The organism is Bacillus sp. GW821-FHT11D08, from assembly GCF_058808515.1.
Genome location: NZ_JBXARS010000003.1, coordinates 92,109 through 108,455, shown reverse-complemented (window position 1 = coordinate 108,455; position 16,347 = coordinate 92,109). Strand labels below are relative to the sequence as shown.

Sequence of the window (16,347 nt, the reverse complement as noted above, 5' to 3'; positions counted from 1 at the left end):
GATAAAGAAACCCTTCCATAAAGGTGGTGAGTACGATCGAATTAAATAAACGGCAAGAACAAATTTTACAGATTGTAAAGGAAAACGGCCCGATTACCGGAGAGCATATCGCAGAACAGCTCAATTTAACGAGGGCCACGCTGCGGCCGGACTTGGCCATACTCACCATGTCAGGCTTCTTAGAGGCCCGTCCGCGGGTCGGTTATTTTTATACGGGGAAAACGGGAAATCAGCTGCTTGCGGATAAACTGAAAAAGCTGCAAGTGAAAGATTTTCAATCGATCCCTGTTGTCATCAATGAGAATGTCTCGGTATACGATGCCATCTGCACAATGTTTTTAGAAGATGTCGGCACGTTATTTGTCGTAGATCGTGATGCTGTCTTAGTCGGTGTGCTGTCACGCAAAGATTTGCTGCGGGCGAGCATCGGCCAGCAGGAACTTGCCTCAATACCGGTTCATATTATCATGACAAGAATGCCGAATATCGCCGTCTGCCGGCGTGACGATTATGTGATGGACATCGCCAAGTATTTAATTGAAAAACAGATCGATGCCCTGCCCGTTATTAAAGATACGGATAAAGGCTTTGAGGTCATCGGCCGGTTTACCAAAACGAATATGACTAGGATACTTGTCAGTTTATCAGAAAATGAAATCATATAAGCTTGAAAACTAACGGGGGGATAACATGGACAATCGCATCATTTATGTAGTATCAGACTCAGTCGGAGAAACCGCCGAACTCGTTGTAAAAGCCTCGCTCAGCCAGTTTAACGGCTCAGCAGATGATACGCATATCAGAAGAATACCTTATGTGGAAGATATCGGCACCATTAATGAAGTCGTGTCTCTCGCCAAAGCGGACGGCGGCATTATTTGTTTTACGCTCGTTGTTCCTGAAATGCGCAAATACCTGGTTGAACAAGCGGAAAAAGCGAATGTGCTGTATTACGATATTATCGGTCCGCTCATCGATAAAATGGAATCGGCTTACGGTCTGACCGCTAAATATGAACCGGGCCGCGTCCGCCAGCTTGATGAAGATTATTTCAAAAAGGTCGAGGCGATCGAGTTTGCCGTCAAATATGACGATGGCAGAGATCCAAGAGGCATTTTAAAAGCCGATATCATCCTGCTCGGAGTATCCAGAACGTCTAAAACCCCATTATCACAATATCTTGCCCATAAGCGTCTGAAAGTGGCCAATGTGCCGATCGTTCCTGAGGTCGATCCGCCGGAAGAACTGTTCAGCGTTGATCCGAAAAAATGCATCGGCTTAAAAATCAGCCCTGATAAACTGAACCATATACGAAAAGAACGGTTAAAATCTCTCGGCTTAAATGACAAAGCCATTTACGCCAATATCAACAGAATTAAAGAAGAGCTGGAGTATTTTGAGAAAATCGTGGACCGGATCGGCTGCCAAGTCGTTGACGTTTCGAATAAAGCGGTCGAGGAAACAGCGAACATCATTCATCACCTCAAAACAAAGGGCCGATAACTCAGGACGCTTTATCCTGGGTTTTTGGGTATGCAAATAGGGAATAAACAAAAAGGATGGCATCTTCGCGAAGTTTGTATTATAATAAAAAATTGTGATAAAATGTTTATTTTTAGGTTTAAGCTTCGTGTGATACGAATAAACTATTATGGGTAAGATGTCAAGAATAACTCCCGGAAATTTTTCGACAAAGCTCAAAATAGATCCGCAGTCATGGAGCATATGCGATTTCGCTTGTTTTTATGCAGGAGATTGATGGAGGGATGGAGAATTAGTCTTCTAAATGAAAAAGAAAAGACGATTTTTGTCGATGCAGACGCATGCCCCGTAAAAGAGGAAATAATGCTCATTGCATCGCAATACAGCGTTCGGGTTATTTTCGTCGCATCATTTGAACACTACCAGCTTTCCAGAAGCAAAGACGAGAACTGGGTATACGTTGATCCTCATAAAGAAGCGGCAGATTTATATATCGCAAACCATGTGAGATCGGGAGACGTCGTAGTCACGCAGGATATCGGTTTAGCCTCTCTTTTGCTGAACAGAAATATTGCCGTCTTATCGGAAAGGGGCCGTTCTTATACTGAAGAAACGATTGACTTCGCTCTGATGAGCCGTCATATGTCAGGCAAAATGAGAAGAAGCGGCATTCATTCCAAAGGACCTAAAAAATTAAATAAAGAAGATCGGAATCGATTTGTTACCCTGCTTAAAAAAATCCTGTCGAATGATGAAGGGATTTCAAATCAAAGCATCGAATAATGTACGACGGAGTGTTATAAGATGGGAAACCGCATACCAGATGAAGTAGTTAATCAGGTGCAGCAGTCAGCAGACATTGTTGAAGTCATAGGTGATTATGTCCAATTGAAAAAGCAAGGCCGCAACTACTTTGGGCTCTGTCCGTTTCACGGGGAAAACACGCCCTCGTTTTCCGTCTCCAGCGATAAGCAGATCTTTCATTGCTTCGGATGCGGGGCGGGCGGGAACGTTTTCTCTTTCTTACGGCAGATGGAAGGCTATTCATTTACGGAAGCTGTTTCTCACCTTGCGGATAAATATCAGATTGATTTCCCTGATGATATAACGATTCACTCTGCATCCAGGCCGGAATCTTCCGGAGAGCAGAAGATGGCGGAAGCCCACGAGCTTTTGAAGAAATTTTACCATCATTTGCTAATAAATACAAAGGAAGGCCAGGAAGCGTTAGATTACCTTTTATCAAGGGGTTTTACGAAAGAGCTCATAGATGAGTTTGAAATCGGCTACGCGCTGGATTCCTGGGATTTCATGACGAAATTCTTGAAAAAGCGCGGTTTTGAGGAAGAACTGATGGAAAAAGCGGGTCTGCTGATCAGAAGGGAAGACGGCAGCGGGTATTTTGACCGTTTCAGAAACAGAATTATGTTTCCCATTCATGATCACCACGGAGCCGTGGCGGCTTTTTCAGGAAGGGCGCTCGGAAGCCAGCAGCCGAAATATATGAACAGCCCGGAAACGCCGCTGTTTCATAAATCTAAGCTGCTGTATAACTTTCATAAGGCGCGCCTGCCGATCAGGAAAGAGGAGAGAGCCGTTCTGTTTGAAGGCTTCGCTGACGTCATATCCGCCGTCAGCTCAGGCGTAAAAGAAAGTATCGCCACAATGGGGACGTCGCTCACCGAAGAACATGTGAAAATTCTCAGGAGAAATGTTCAGGAGGTCATTCTCTGCTACGATTCGGATAAAGCCGGGTACGAAGCTACGCTGAAAGCGGCCGGCCTGCTTCAGAAAGCCGATTGTAAGGTAAGAGTAAGCATGCTGCCTGACGGGCTTGATCCTGATGATTATATCAGAACCCGGGGCGGAGAAAAATTCCGGACCGATATCATTGATGCAAGCGTTACGGTCATGGCTTTTAAAATGCAATATTTCCGCAAAGGGAAAAACTTATCTGACGAAGGAGACCGGCTCGCTTACATGAAAGAAGTGCTGAAAGAAATCAGCGCTCTTTCCGGGTCGCTTGAGCAGGAAATGTATGTGAAGCAGCTCGCCTCAGAATTTTCTCTTTCGGTAGAATCTTTGACGGAACAGCTTTCCATCTACGCCAGACAAAACGCCCCCGGCGACAAAAACGCCGAACCGCAGACAAGACGGGCCCGGGTGACGACAAAAGCAAAACGGCGCCGTCTCCGTCCCGCCTATGAGAACGCGGAAAGACTTCTGCTCGCTCATATGCTGAGAGACCGAAACGTCATAAAGAAAGTGATTGAGCGTGTCGGCTTTGAATTTAACATTGACGGACATCGTGCGCTGGCAGCATACCTGTACGCTGTTTATGAAGAGGGCGCTGACATGACGCCGCAGCATCTTATGGCGAGAATGCAGGATGAGGAAATCAGCCAGCTGCTTTCAGATATAGGGATGCTCCAAGTAAACGAGGAGCTCTCAGAGGCCGAGTTATCCGATTACGTAAAAAAAGTGTTGGATCACCGAAAATGGTCAATGATAAAGGAAAAAGAAGCAGAAAGAGCGGATGCGGAGAGGCAGAAAGACTTCGTGAAAGCTGCGTCTCTGGCTCAAGAAATTGTTGCATTGAACCGATCATTAAAGTAACACCACAAAGAGGCTTGCGTTCTGATTGGCAATGATTCCTTGCGGAGGAGCAAATAGATCGCTTAACCTCATCATGAATTGTCATTTATTATCCGCAGCCCTGCATGCTGAAAAAGAGAGAAGGCTTCCGGGTCGGATAAGAAACATACCGCTTTTAGAATTCGTTGCAAGCTTTGGAAGGAGGGATCCATAATGGCTGATAAACAAACCCACGAAACAGAAACAGAACTTACATTAGACCAGGTAAAAGAACAGCTTACTGAAACTGGAAAAAAACGTGGCGTTTTAACATATGAAGAAATTGCTGAACGCATGTCCAGCTTTGAAATTGAATCAGACCAAATGGATGAGTATTATGAATTTTTAGGAGAACAAGGTGTTGAATTAATTAGTGAAAATGAAGAAACGGAAGATCCTAATATTCAACAGCTTGCCAAAGCCGAAGAAGAATTTGACCTTAATGACCTCAGCGTACCGCCTGGCGTAAAGATCAATGATCCAGTCCGCATGTACCTTAAGGAAATCGGACGGGTAAATCTTCTTTCTGCTAAAGAAGAAATCACCTACGCTCAAAAAATTGAAGAGGGTGACGAGGAATCTAAACGCAGACTGGCTGAAGCAAACCTTCGTTTAGTTGTCAGCATTGCTAAACGGTATGTCGGCCGCGGCATGCTTTTCTTAGACTTGATCCAAGAAGGAAACATGGGTCTCATGAAAGCCGTCGAGAAGTTTGACTACCGTAAAGGATATAAATTCAGTACGTATGCGACTTGGTGGATCAGACAGGCGATTACACGCGCCATCGCTGACCAGGCGAGAACAATCCGTATCCCGGTTCACATGGTGGAAACCATCAACAAATTAATCCGGGTGCAGCGTCAGCTTCTTCAGGATCTTGGCAGAGAGCCGACACCGGAAGAGATTGCTGAAGACATGGATCTTACACCTGAAAAAGTCCGTGAAATATTAAAAATTGCTCAAGAGCCTGTTTCTTTAGAAACGCCGATCGGTGAAGAAGACGACTCACATCTCGGTGATTTCATCGAAGACCAGGAAGCGACATCTCCGTCGGATCATGCGGCATATGAGCTTTTAAAAGAACAGCTGGAAGATGTGCTGGATACGTTGACAGATCGTGAAGAAAACGTGCTGCGTCTCCGTTTCGGTCTGGATGACGGACGCACAAGAACTTTGGAAGAAGTAGGCAAAGTGTTTGGAGTAACGAGAGAGCGTATTCGCCAAATTGAAGCAAAAGCGCTTCGCAAATTGAGACATCCGAGCAGAAGCAAACGTCTGAAGGATTTTCTCGAATAGAATGGAACGGGTCTTTTTGATCCGTTCTTTTTTATGTATAAGATATATGGATAATATACCTTTATTTTACTGGATAAGCATATGTTTTGCAAATGAGTTTGGAAAAAATGCGGCATGTCTGAAAGGGGGAAAATGAGATAAGTTTATTTATATTCTTTATTGTAAGCGTATACAATTCATTATACAATAGAATAAAGATAATTTTGTGATAAACAAAACAGTTATTTTTGCTTTTTGTATAAATTGTGAAATCAATGAAATTGCTGAGTAAGACCATTTACTTTTTGTAAAAATAAGTTAGAATTAGAAGTGTTTACATAGGGGGAGAATGAAAAAGGGGGATGGAGATATGAAGTGGAATCCGCTGATTCCTTTTTTGCTCATTGCAGTGCTGGGAATAGGGCTGACTTTCTTTTTAGCTGTAAAAGGCAATGGAGATGCGCATCAGATCGCAAGCGGCGGTGAAAGCAAAAATGCCGAGAAGGAAACTGCAAACGCTTCACCTGAAGAGATTTATAAAGCGAACTGCATCACCTGTCACGGGGAAAACTATGAAGGTGTATCAGGGCCGAACTTAAAAGGCGTCGGCAAAAGAAAAGATGTCGCTGAGATTAAAACAAAAATTGAAAAAGGCGGCAACGGGATGCCCGCAGGCCTTGTGCCGGCCGAAAAGCTGGATGACATGGCAAAATGGGTTTCTGACATTAAATAAAGCTTTACCGGTCCCTATATAAAAGACATATGAAAAACTCTATCCGCCGCTTGGATTCCGGGCGGTTTTTTTATATGATAGTAAAGGAAAAAGAACCTGAGAAAAGTTGTGATATTGTGAATGAAATGAAGTTATCTAAAAGATTGCAGTCTGTGGCGGAATATATCCCTCCGGGTGCCCTGGTTGCTGATATCGGGTCGGACCACGCGTATCTTCCTTGCTATGCCGTTTTGAATCATTTGGCAAGCCGGGCAATCGCCGGTGAAATTACAGACGGACCGTTTCTATCCGCCAAACAGCAGGTGGAAAAACTGGACTTAAGCACTCTTATCTCCGTAAGGAAAGGTGACGGGCTGAGCGTCCTTGAAAAAGGAGAAGCCGGCGCCATTACAATCGCTGGCATGGGCGGAGCGCTGATCGCTCATATTTTGGAGTCCGGAAAAACGAAATTGACGGGGCGTGAACGGCTGATTCTGCAGCCGAATATTCATGCCGTTCATATAAGAGAGTGGCTGTATCAGGAAGGCTATGAATTGATTGATGAAGTGATTCTCGAAGAAGACGGAAAGTGTTATGAGATCCTCGTTGCGGAAACTGGCGACCGTGATGCGCCGTATCGGGACGTGCCGATGGCTGCCGGAATGCTTGCGGGTCCGTTTTTATTAAAAGAGAGGAATGAAGTGTTTCTTCGGAAATGGAGCCAGGAACTTAAGCATACTGAACAAATTTATGAACAGATCAGCCGCAGCGCAAAGCATGAAAGTCATGAAAAATTAGCTGAATTGAAAGAGCGGATTTCTCTGCTGAAGGAGGTAATCGGACATGCCTAAACATGTAAACGGACAGGAAATCATCCAGCTGTTTGAACAATTTTCACCGAAGGCTTTTGCGGTGGAAGGAGATAAAATCGGCCTGCAGATCGGTACATTGAATAAGCCGGTGAAAAATGTCATGGTGACACTGGATGTTCTGGAACAAACGGTAGATGAAGCCATTGAGAAAAAAGTTGACTTAATTATCGCCCACCATCCGCCGATTTTTCGGCCGCTTAAACAGATCACCACTGATCAGCCTGGCGGAAGACTGATTGAGAAATGTATAAAGCATGATATTGCCGTATATGCGGCTCATACGAATCTTGATGTAGCGGACGGCGGTGTGAATGACCTGCTTGCCGAAGCTCTCGGCCTGACAGACACAGAAGTGCTCGTCCCGACATATTCGGACCCGCTGAAAAAGCTTGCCGTATATGTTCCGAAAGACTATGAAGAAGCTGTAAGAACCGCACTTGGCAACGCCGGAGCGGGACATATCGGCAATTACAGCCATTGCGCGTTCTCCTCTGAGGGAATCGGCAGCTTTAAGCCGCTGGACGGGGCAGAACCGTTTATCGGACAGACGGGAGAGCTGGAGCTCGTCCATGAAGTGAGACTTGAGACCGTTTTTCCGGCAAGTATGGAGAAAACCGTCGTAAAAGCGCTGAAAAAAAGCCATCCGTATGAAGAGGTGGCATATGATATTTATCCAGTGGAGCAGTCTCCGCTTGAAAAAGGGCTCGGCCGCATCGGAAAACTTCAGCAAGACATGACGCTTGAAGAGTTTGCGCTGTTTGTGAAAGAAAAGTTTGACGTTAACGGAGTCCGGATGGTCGGAGAGCGAAACAGCAAGGTGAAAAAAGTCGCGGTTCTTGGTGGTGACGGAAATAAATATATTTATCAGGCAAAGCGGAAGGGTGCAGATGTTTACGTGACGGGCGATCTTTATTTCCATGTAGCGCATGATGCGATGATGATGGGATTAAACGTTGTGGATCCGGGGCATTATGCTGAAAAGATCATGAGAAAAGGCACGGCTGAGAAGCTTACGGCAATGGCCGGGGAGAAAAACTATGATGTGCGCATTTTCGCTTCTGAAACAGATACAAACCCATTTACCTTCTTATAAAAAACTGAGGCCCCGGGCCTCAGTTTTTTATTTTTACTTTCGGAAGGATTTTTTTAAGCGGCACACTGTGTTCAAGCTGCCATGTCGATTCATCGTTGTGGTCAAACTGCTCTAAAAAGCGGATGACTTCCTTTGTAATCGGTGTCGGTGTTGATGCGCCTGCGGTAACGGCGACGGTATTGACGTCTTTCAGCCATTCGAGCTTCAGTTCACTGATGTCTCCGATTCGGTAGGCTTTTGTTCCGGCGATTTCTTCTGACACTTGCGCCAGTCTGTTGGAGTTATTGCTTTTCGGATCACCGACAACAATGGTTAAGTCCGCTTTTTTTGCCTGCTCTGATACAGCTTCTTGACGAACCTGTGTGGCCAGGCAGATTTCCTGATGGTATTCCACGTACGGGTACTTTTCTTTGACTGATTCCATAATATCGTGGACGTCCCACTGGGACATTGTCGTTTGGTTTGTAACGATTAATTTCTCAGCCTGAATATCGAGATTTCTCACGTCTTCCTCTGTTTCAACGAGATGAACGATTTCAGGAGCGACGCCGACGGCTCCTTCAGGCTCGGGGTGGCCTTTTTTACCGATGTATATGACGTGATAACCTTCAGCTTTTACTTTTCGGATTAAGTCATGTGTTTTCGTGACGTCCGGGCATGTGGCGTCAATCGTAACAAGCCCTTTTTCCTCAGCGGCTTTTCTTACTTCCGGAGATACCCCGTGAGCCGTGAAAATAACGGTTCCTTTTTCCACCTGCTTTAAAATCTCCAGACGGTTTGTGCCGTCAAGCGTGTAAATGCCGTCTTCCTCAAACGCATCTGTGACATGCTTATTATGAACAATCATTCCGAGTATATATATAGGTCTTGGCAGTGTTTTATCGAGTGACGCGTTTTTGGCTATGACCATGGCATCAACAACGCCGTAACAGTAGCCGCGCGGCGATATTTTGATAACGTCCAATGTAGATGTCCTCCTATCAAAAGTGAGTGTAGAGGCAATATAAAAAGCCGTAGTTAAACGGCTCAAATCTTGCATTCTTCTGATCTCATTATAGCTAATCTTTCGTGAGATATCAAAGAATGTTAAATATATAATTTCGGCTTTGATCTGCCCGATGTTCTTTTTGGACGCGGCTGTTCCGCTGAGTCTGCCTGTGCGGCGTCTTTTTCTTTTGAAGCGGATGCTTTTTCAGACGTCTTCTTTGATGTTTTGGATGAGGCGTCTGATTTGTTTTCATCTTCTGTTTCATCTGTTTTTTCAGCTTCATCCTTTTTGTCCTGTTCGTCTGTTTCTTTCGTCTCGTCAGATTCATTCTCGTCATCACTGCTGCTTAATTGGCTGTAAAGCTTCATCATGGCGGGCAGACTCCGTACTAAAGGACCGTACTGCTGGATCATCGGCGTAACCTGCTGCGCCACGCCGAGCACCTTCTGAACGTTGCCGAGCATGCTCGACAGGGATGCCGGACTTGCCAGGTTCTGTATTCCCTGCAGTCCTGCACCTGCTCCTCCGCTGGCCGCCGCCGGTGCCGACGCGGCAGCGCTTCCTCCTCCTGAACCGGGTAAAAAACGGGAAAGCATACCTTTTAAGCCCCCTCCGCCGCCCGTGCCTGCGTTTCTCAGGCCCGCTCCGGCAATCTGCTGCTGAGGGAAAAGCTGCCGTCCCTGCTGCATCAGCTGCCGTCCCGGCAATGACGGTCTTCCTCCCATCATCATACGCGGATTCATAAACGGCCGGCCCTGCTGCGCCATATTTCTCATCGGCTGCTGTGGAAACATACTTGTACCTCCTTTCTGTCTCTCTGCTATTACAATATGCATCGGAGGGGGCATTTGCTTTTCTGTCTCGAAAACAGGATTCCCCCAAGACATGGTGTTTTTAAGTAAAATCGGTTATAATGTGATGATGGACACAGAATGTGCCGCTTTAAGGAGCTGGGAAAAATGAAAGAAACTAAATTTGATGGATACAACTTAAAACCGTTTATTATAGATGCAGTTCACCGCCTTGGTTTTTATGAACCGACAGATATTCAAAAGCGTCTGATACCTGCTGTACTGAAAAACGAAAGCGTGATCGGGCAGTCCCAGACGGGGACGGGGAAAACCCACGCCTATTTATTGCCAATTTTGAATCGGATTGATCCGGGTTCTGATACGGTACAGGCTGTTATTACGGCGCCGACGAGAGAGCTTGCCAATCAGATTCATCAGGAAGCGCTCAAAATCACACAGGGTGCGGAAGATGAGCCGATCCGGACAAAATGCTTCATCGGCGGGACGGACAAGCAAAAATCAATTGATAAGCTGAAAACACAGCCTCATCTCGTCGTCGGAACGCCGGGCCGGATCGCGGATCTGATTAAGGCGCAGGCATTGAACGTCTATAAAGCGCAGTCTCTCGTCATTGACGAAGCTGATCTGATGCTTGACATGGGCTTTTTAGAAGACGTTGATTACATCGGATCCCGTATGCCGGAAGAACTTCAGATGCTTGTGTTCTCAGCTACGATTCCGGAAAAGCTGAAGCCGTTTTTGAAAAAGTATATGGAAAATCCGAAGTACGCGCATGTTGAGCCGAAAAGAATCACAGCCGAAAAGATTGAACATGTTTTGGTTCCTTCTAAACAGCGTGATAAAGACAAACTGCTTTTTGATATGATGTCTCATCTGAACCCTTATCTGGGCATTGTGTTTGCAAATACGAAAAACACGGCTGACCATATTGCGAAATACCTGACTGAAAAGGGCATGAGGATTGGTCTTCTGCACGGGGGATTAACGCCGCGTGAGCGTAAGAAGGTAATGAAGCAGATTAATGATCTGGAATTCACTTATGTCATTGCGACAGACCTTGCGGCAAGAGGAATTGACATTAAAGGCGTAAGCCACGTCATCAACTATGAGCTTCCGGACGATCTGGATTTTTATGTTCACCGCGTCGGGAGAACCGCACGCGCGGGTTCATCAGGCCAAGCACTGACCATTTATGAGCTTTCTGACGAAGATGCGCTCGTAAGACTCGAAAAGATGGGTATTGTGTTTGACTATGCGGAGCTTGTAAACGGCGAATGGAAGAAAGGCGATGACCGCCACCGCCGCAAAAAACGCAAAAAATCGGAGAATGAGGCTGACCAAATGGCGAAGCGCCTCGTGAAAAAACCGAAAAAAGTGAAGCCGGGCTATAAAAAGAAAATGAGCTACGAAATGGAAAAGATAAAAAGAAAGCAGAGAAGAAACAAATCTAACAAAGGAAAGTAGGGGAATCGGGTTGCTGAAAATAGGTTCACACGTCTCAATGAGCGGAAAACATATGCTCCTTGCCGCAAGCAAGGAAGCTGTTTCGTACGGGGCGAACACATTTATGATCTATACGGGCGCTCCCCAAAACACGCGCCGCAAAAAAATTGAGGACTTGAATATTGAAGCGGGCCGCGCCCATATGAAGGAAAACGGCATCGATGAGATTGTCGTGCATGCGCCGTACATCATTAACATCGGAAATACGACAAATCCGGCAACATTTGAGCTGGGCGTTGATTTTCTGCGTTCTGAAATTGAAAGAACGGCAGCGATCGGCGCGAGACAGATCGTGCTTCATCCAGGGGCGCATGTCGGAGCCGGGGCTGAGACGGGCATCAAAAAAATCATTGAAGGTTTAAACGAAGTGATTGTTCCCGGGCAAAACGTGCAGATTGCGCTGGAGACAATGGCGGGCAAAGGATCAGAATGCGGGAGAAGCTTTGAAGAGCTGGCCGAGATCATTGCGGGAGTCACGCATAATGAACATCTATCCGTCTGCTTTGACACTTGCCACACCCATGACGCCGGGTATGATGTCGCTAATGATTTTGACGGTGTTCTTAACGAGTTTGATAAAATCGTCGGCATCGATCGGATAAAAGTCCTTCATGTTAACGACAGTAAAAATGTCAAAGGCGCCCGGAAAGACCGCCATGAAAATATCGGGTTCGGAGAGATCGGTTTTGACGCTCTGCAGTACATCGTTCATCACGAGCAGCTTGCCGATATCCCGAAAATCCTCGAAACACCGTATGTAGGCGAAGACAAGAAAAATAAGAAGCCGCCGTACCGTTTTGAAATCGAAATGCTGAAAGAAAAGCAGTTTGATAAGGAGCTTCTTGAAAAAATATCAGCTCAATAAGAAAGAAAGGAGGGGCGGGTGTCCCTCCTTTTTTACCCTGAGAATTGATTGAAAAGTTCGTCAACTTTCCGCGCCGTTTCTTTTGAAGTTATCGTTTCCACTTTTTTCAGCAGGCGCAGCCGCTCCTGTTCATCAAAAATATTGATGTTTTTTCCGTGCATCAGAGCCGCTACCTCAGCCGCTTGACTTCTTGTAATGCTGATCCCGTATTGCTTGGAATATTTCAGCAGATCGTCCGCAGTGACTTGATTGAGCCGCTGCAAAATAATTCTTTGTATTAAAATCATCGATACTTTCACCTCTTTAGACATAATGTATTGAGCAGATCATTAAAATGTTACAGCTTTTAATGGTAAAATAAAGTTGCTTACTGTTTAAAATAGTTATTATAGGAAAGGAGATTTTATGACCCCAAATAAACAGCATAAAAGAGAATCATTTTTACACTTTATCTTCAGGGTCATTATGATTCTGATCGGGGCGGGTTCAGCCGCCGTAAGTATTGAATTGTTTCTGGTCCCTAATAATTTTATCGACGGAGGCATTATCGGTGTTTCATTAATTTTAGACCACCTCTTTATGTCCAATCCCCTCCTCAATTTTGCCTTATTCGTTGTGTTACTCAACATTCCATTTATGATTTTCGGATATAAATATATCGGAAAAACATTTCTCATCTCTACTGTTATCGGAATCGTCGGTTTAGCGCTGATTGAATCCTCATTGCACCATGTGGAGGCCATTACGACCCAGCCTATTTTGGCGACGGTATTCGGGGGGCTTTTGCTCGGTTTCGGGGTAGGCCTTGTCATCCGAAACGGAGGCTCGATGGACGGTACTGAAATCCTCGGTATCCTTCTCACGAAAAAGCTGCCCTTTTCAGTCGGGGAATTCGTTATGCTCATCAATGTGTTTATTTTCATTTGGGCCGGTTTTGTGTTCGGTCCGGAGCAGGCAATGTATTCTTTCATGACTTATTATATTGCCATGAAAACGATTGACGCGGTCATCCAGGGGCTTGATGAAACAAAAGCGGTCATTATTGTTGCAGAGCAATATGCTGAGATCTCAGATGCAATATTGCACCGGCTTGGACGGGGAACCACTAAGCTTCAGGGAAAAGGCGGATATACGGATGAAACCAAAGAAGTCATTTACGCGGTCGTGACAAGGCTTGAAGTGACTAAATTGAAATCCATTGTGTTTGAAATTGATAAAAACGCCTTTATTACAATCATGAATACCCATGAAACGAGGGGCGGTAAGTTCAAAACCGCGATTCACTAGGCTTTCATTTACTTTTCATCATTTTATAGGTATAATTTGATACATCATAAGAAAATGGCCTGCTGTTCAGACAGCTGCCATTTTCTTTTTGGAGCGATACCGTGTTGTAAAGGGGAGGTCCTCATGAACGTACAAGAAGCGTTGAACCTGCTGAAAGAAAAAGGGTATAAATATACGAGTAAGCGAGAAGACATGCTGCAGCTTTTTGCTGATTCTGATAAATATCTGACCGCCAAAAACGTGCTTGCCGCATTAAATGACGACTATCCGGGTCTGAGCTTTGATACCATATACAGAAATCTTTCGTTATATGAAGAACTCGGCATTTTGGAAACGACGGAGCTTTCCGGAGAAAAACTGTTCCGTTTTACATGCTCTTATACCCATCATCATCACCATTTTATCTGTTTAACCTGCGGGAAAACGAAGGAAATTGAGTCCTGTCCGATGGATAAGCTGCACGATGATTTGGAAGGGTATGAAATCAGCGGCCATAAGTTTGAAATTTACGGCACCTGTCCGGCGTGCCGATAAAAAACCTCCTGCTTATACAGGAGGTTTTTTTCAGCTTTTAACATGCTGAAAGCTGTGTTTGTTTTTATTAATCCAGGCGACGGCTTCAAGCCAATTCTGCACCCTGATAATATTGGAATCGATGGGGAGCTGATTATATGGGGAGTTAAAAAGGATAACCGGAATGCCTGCTTCTTTTGCGATCATTGTCGCATTGCCGTGGTGATCTTCGAAAAATAAATCAATGCCGTGTTTTTTGACGGCTTCCACTTTGTGATGGCCTCCGACAAGCTCAATGTGATCGTAATGAATGTCCCGGTTTGCAAACCAGTCCAGTGTAACATCTTCTAAGTGGCCGCGTCTTGCCGTAATGTAGATCAGACGGTGCTCTTCTTTCAGTCCGTCCAGTGCCTGCTTGGCAAATTCCGCGAGCTTCGCTTCTTTATATATGGCTGCTTCATGAACGTTCATCCATTCCCAAAATTCCTCGTCTGTAATGTTCAAAAGCTTCGTCAGATCATAATCAGTCATATCATCCAAGGTAATGGAAAGATGAAATGAGCGGTTTAAATAAGGGACAAATGTATCCTGTGCCGTAACTGTGCCGTCAATATCTATACCTAACCGTAACATGTCCACACTCCTATAAATTCATCCCTTCAAGTGTAACATAAACAATTAACAATACCAGAAAAGTTTAGCAAACATGAATTCGTAAAAAACGCGGAAACTAAAAAAGCTCCTTTCATAAAAGAAAAAGGGGGAATTGAAGGTGGCATACGATTACGAAAATCGAAAAGGCAACGACTACTACGTGGATCATGGATCGGAAGGAACCGATATCACGCGTGATGTTTATTCAGAAGAAACAGCGGCCGAAATTTCAGAGCCATATCGTGCTTCTGACCGGGCAGCAGACCGTGATGATAATCGGGACGGAGTAAGTGAAGGCCGGGGGATAGGGTATGCAGCATTGGCTATTTCTATCATTTCCCTGTTTGTGCTCCCTGTTTTATTAGGGGCATGCGGCATTATCGTCGGCTATATCGCCAGAAGAAGAGGAGCAGGCGCTTTAGGCGGATGGGCGATGGGAATCGGTATTGTTTCCCTTGTGCTCGGCATCTTCATTACACCGTTTTTTTAACACAACGCAAAAAAAGCTTGGCGGAATATCCGTCAAGCTTTTTGTGTTTCTTGTTCTGCTTTTGCTTTTTCCGCTTCAAGCTTTGCGTAGTGTTCTTCTGCCAGCTTGTCGATTTCTTTTTTCAGCTCTTCGACCATGGTTTCTTCAGGGACTTTGCGGACGATTTGGCCTTTGCGGAAAAGAAGTCCTTCGCCGCGCGCGCCGGCAATCCCGATATCAGCTTCTCTTGCTTCGCCCGGTCCGTTAACGGCACATCCGAGAACGGCTACTTTAATCGGCGCTTTGACTTTAGAAATGTATTCTTCCACTTCATTTGCGATGCTGATGAGATCAATTTCGATCCGTCCGCATGTCGGGCATGAAATAAGCGTAGCCGCGTTTGAAGCAAGACCGAATGATTTCAGCAGTTCTCTGGCTACTTTTACTTCTTCAACCGGGTCGGCGCTCAGAGAGATCCGGAGCGTGTTTCCGATTCCTTTGCTTAAAATCGCTCCGAGTCCGGCCGCGCTTTTTACCGTTCCGGCAAACAGCGTGCCCGATTCTGTAATTCCGAGGTGGAGCGGATAATCAAATGCTTTTGAAGCTTTTTCGTATGCTTCTATGGCTAGATTGACGTCAGACGCTTTCATGCTGACGATGATGTCGTGAAAGTCAAGGTCTTCCAGGATTTTGATATGATGAAGCGCACTCTCAACCATTCCGTCAGCAGTCGGATAGCCGTATTTTTCTAAAATGCGTTTTTCCAAAGAACCCGCGTTTACGCCGATCCGGATTGGAATTCCTTTTTCTTTCGCTGCTTTTACGACGGCTTCCACTTTTTCGCGGCGGCCGATGTTTCCCGGGTTGATTCTGATTTTGTCGGCCCCGCCCTCAATTGCTTTTAATGCAAGCTTGTAGTCAAAATGAATATCGACAACGAGAGGGATGGAAATTTGTTTTTTGATGTCGGCAATCGCGTTAGCGGCGCGTTCGTCCGGACATGCCACCCGGACAATTTGGCAGCCGGCTTCGGCTAAACGGTTGATTTCCGCAACTGTTGCTTCTACGTCGTGTGTTTTGGTCGTCGTCATACTCTGAATGACGACTTCGTTATTTCCGCCTATTGTTAAAGGTCCCACTTTGACGGGACGCGTTTTTGTACGATGTGTGATTTCACTCACTTGTCAA

Annotated in this window: 18 protein-coding genes; 13 read left to right on the top strand and 5 right to left on the bottom strand. The window is 45.4% G+C overall.

Annotation, left to right across the window (positions count from 1 at the left end; all coding sequences use genetic code 11):
• The first annotated feature begins 26 nt into the window (after positions 1-26).
• From ccpN to AC1RRX_RS07405, 8 genes are all read left to right on the top strand, one after another.
• The gene (gene ccpN, locus AC1RRX_RS07440; protein WP_144464144.1) at positions 27-665 is read left to right on the top strand and encodes a transcriptional regulator CcpN; all 639 of its coding nucleotides are present in this window, start codon (positions 27-29) and stop codon (positions 663-665) included.
• Positions 666-690: 25 nt separating this feature from the next.
• Positions 691-1,503 carry a pyruvate, water dikinase regulatory protein gene (locus AC1RRX_RS07435; protein WP_003152991.1) on the top strand — a complete coding sequence of 271 codons (813 nt, stop codon included), beginning with the start codon at positions 691-693 and terminating at the stop codon, positions 1,501-1,503.
• A gap of 255 nt (positions 1,504-1,758) precedes the next feature.
• The gene (locus AC1RRX_RS07430; RefSeq protein WP_144464142.1) at positions 1,759-2,265 is read left to right on the top strand and encodes a YaiI/YqxD family protein; all 507 of its coding nucleotides are present in this window, start codon (positions 1,759-1,761) and stop codon (positions 2,263-2,265) included.
• Positions 2,266-2,286: 21 nt separating this feature from the next.
• Positions 2,287-4,098, top strand: a complete 1,812-nt coding sequence (dnaG, locus tag AC1RRX_RS07425) for a DNA primase (protein WP_007408290.1) — start codon at positions 2,287-2,289, stop codon at positions 4,096-4,098.
• Positions 4,099-4,290: 192 nt separating this feature from the next.
• Positions 4,291-5,412 (top strand): RNA polymerase sigma factor RpoD, encoded by a 1,122-nt coding sequence (gene rpoD / locus AC1RRX_RS07420; RefSeq protein ID WP_003152998.1) that lies wholly within the window; start codon positions 4,291-4,293, stop codon positions 5,410-5,412.
• Between the two features lie 349 nt (positions 5,413-5,761).
• A complete protein-coding gene (gene cccA / locus AC1RRX_RS07415) occupies positions 5,762-6,124 on the top strand; it encodes a cytochrome c550 (protein WP_003152999.1) in 363 nt (120 codons plus the stop codon).
• A gap of 125 nt (positions 6,125-6,249) precedes the next feature.
• Positions 6,250-6,954 (top strand): tRNA (adenine(22)-N(1))-methyltransferase, encoded by a 705-nt coding sequence (locus AC1RRX_RS07410; RefSeq protein WP_032866478.1) that lies wholly within the window; start codon positions 6,250-6,252, stop codon positions 6,952-6,954.
• Positions 6,947-8,068, top strand: a complete 1,122-nt coding sequence (locus AC1RRX_RS07405; protein WP_015240228.1) for a Nif3-like dinuclear metal center hexameric protein — start codon at positions 6,947-6,949, stop codon at positions 8,066-8,068. The genes AC1RRX_RS07410 and AC1RRX_RS07405 overlap by 8 nt, the downstream gene beginning before the upstream one ends.
• Before the next feature lie 19 nt (positions 8,069-8,087).
• Here the strand turns inward: AC1RRX_RS07405 and AC1RRX_RS07400 are convergent, their stop codons facing one another.
• A complete protein-coding gene (locus tag AC1RRX_RS07400) occupies positions 8,088-9,032 on the bottom strand; it encodes a 4-hydroxy-3-methylbut-2-enyl diphosphate reductase (RefSeq protein ID WP_012118007.1) in 945 nt (314 codons plus the stop codon).
• A gap of 122 nt (positions 9,033-9,154) precedes the next feature.
• Positions 9,155-9,850: a VrrA/YqfQ family protein gene (vrrA, locus tag AC1RRX_RS07395; protein ID WP_012118006.1), complete on the bottom strand. Its 696-nt coding sequence runs from the start codon at positions 9,848-9,850 to the stop codon at positions 9,155-9,157.
• Positions 9,851-10,015: 165 nt separating this feature from the next.
• On the opposite strand from vrrA, the gene AC1RRX_RS07390 reads away from it, so the two are divergent.
• On the top strand, positions 10,016-11,332 hold the full coding sequence (locus AC1RRX_RS07390) for a DEAD/DEAH box helicase (RefSeq protein WP_003153010.1): 1,317 nt from the start codon (positions 10,016-10,018) through the stop codon (positions 11,330-11,332).
• A 10-nt stretch (positions 11,333-11,342) separates the two neighbouring features.
• Positions 11,343-12,236 (top strand): deoxyribonuclease IV, encoded by an 894-nt coding sequence (locus tag AC1RRX_RS07385; RefSeq protein ID WP_039063323.1) that lies wholly within the window; start codon positions 11,343-11,345, stop codon positions 12,234-12,236.
• Positions 12,237-12,268: 32 nt separating this feature from the next.
• Here the strand turns inward: AC1RRX_RS07385 and AC1RRX_RS07380 are convergent, their stop codons facing one another.
• Positions 12,269-12,523: a DUF2624 domain-containing protein gene (locus AC1RRX_RS07380; RefSeq protein WP_003153013.1), complete on the bottom strand. Its 255-nt coding sequence runs from the start codon at positions 12,521-12,523 to the stop codon at positions 12,269-12,271.
• Positions 12,524-12,641: 118 nt separating this feature from the next.
• On the opposite strand from AC1RRX_RS07380, the gene AC1RRX_RS07375 reads away from it, so the two are divergent.
• The gene (locus tag AC1RRX_RS07375; protein WP_007408296.1) at positions 12,642-13,523 is read left to right on the top strand and encodes a YitT family protein; all 882 of its coding nucleotides are present in this window, start codon (positions 12,642-12,644) and stop codon (positions 13,521-13,523) included.
• A 123-nt stretch (positions 13,524-13,646) separates the two neighbouring features.
• Positions 13,647-14,057 carry a zinc uptake transcriptional repressor Zur gene (gene zur / locus AC1RRX_RS07370; RefSeq protein WP_003153018.1) on the top strand — a complete coding sequence of 137 codons (411 nt, stop codon included), beginning with the start codon at positions 13,647-13,649 and terminating at the stop codon, positions 14,055-14,057.
• A gap of 30 nt (positions 14,058-14,087) precedes the next feature.
• Here the strand turns inward: zur and AC1RRX_RS07365 are convergent, their stop codons facing one another.
• Positions 14,088-14,669 (bottom strand): nucleotidase, encoded by a 582-nt coding sequence (locus AC1RRX_RS07365; RefSeq protein ID WP_007408297.1) that lies wholly within the window; start codon positions 14,667-14,669, stop codon positions 14,088-14,090.
• A 133-nt stretch (positions 14,670-14,802) separates the two neighbouring features.
• On the opposite strand from AC1RRX_RS07365, the gene AC1RRX_RS07360 reads away from it, so the two are divergent.
• The gene (locus AC1RRX_RS07360) at positions 14,803-15,180 is read left to right on the top strand and encodes a DUF308 domain-containing protein (RefSeq protein ID WP_087920773.1); all 378 of its coding nucleotides are present in this window, start codon (positions 14,803-14,805) and stop codon (positions 15,178-15,180) included.
• A gap of 32 nt (positions 15,181-15,212) precedes the next feature.
• Here AC1RRX_RS07360 and ispG read toward each other — a convergent pair whose 3' ends face one another.
• Complete coding sequence (ispG, locus tag AC1RRX_RS07355; protein WP_169510269.1) at positions 15,213-16,331, bottom strand: flavodoxin-dependent (E)-4-hydroxy-3-methylbut-2-enyl-diphosphate synthase; 1,119 nt, start codon at positions 16,329-16,331, stop codon at positions 15,213-15,215.
• Positions 16,332-16,347: the final 16 nt, after the last annotated feature.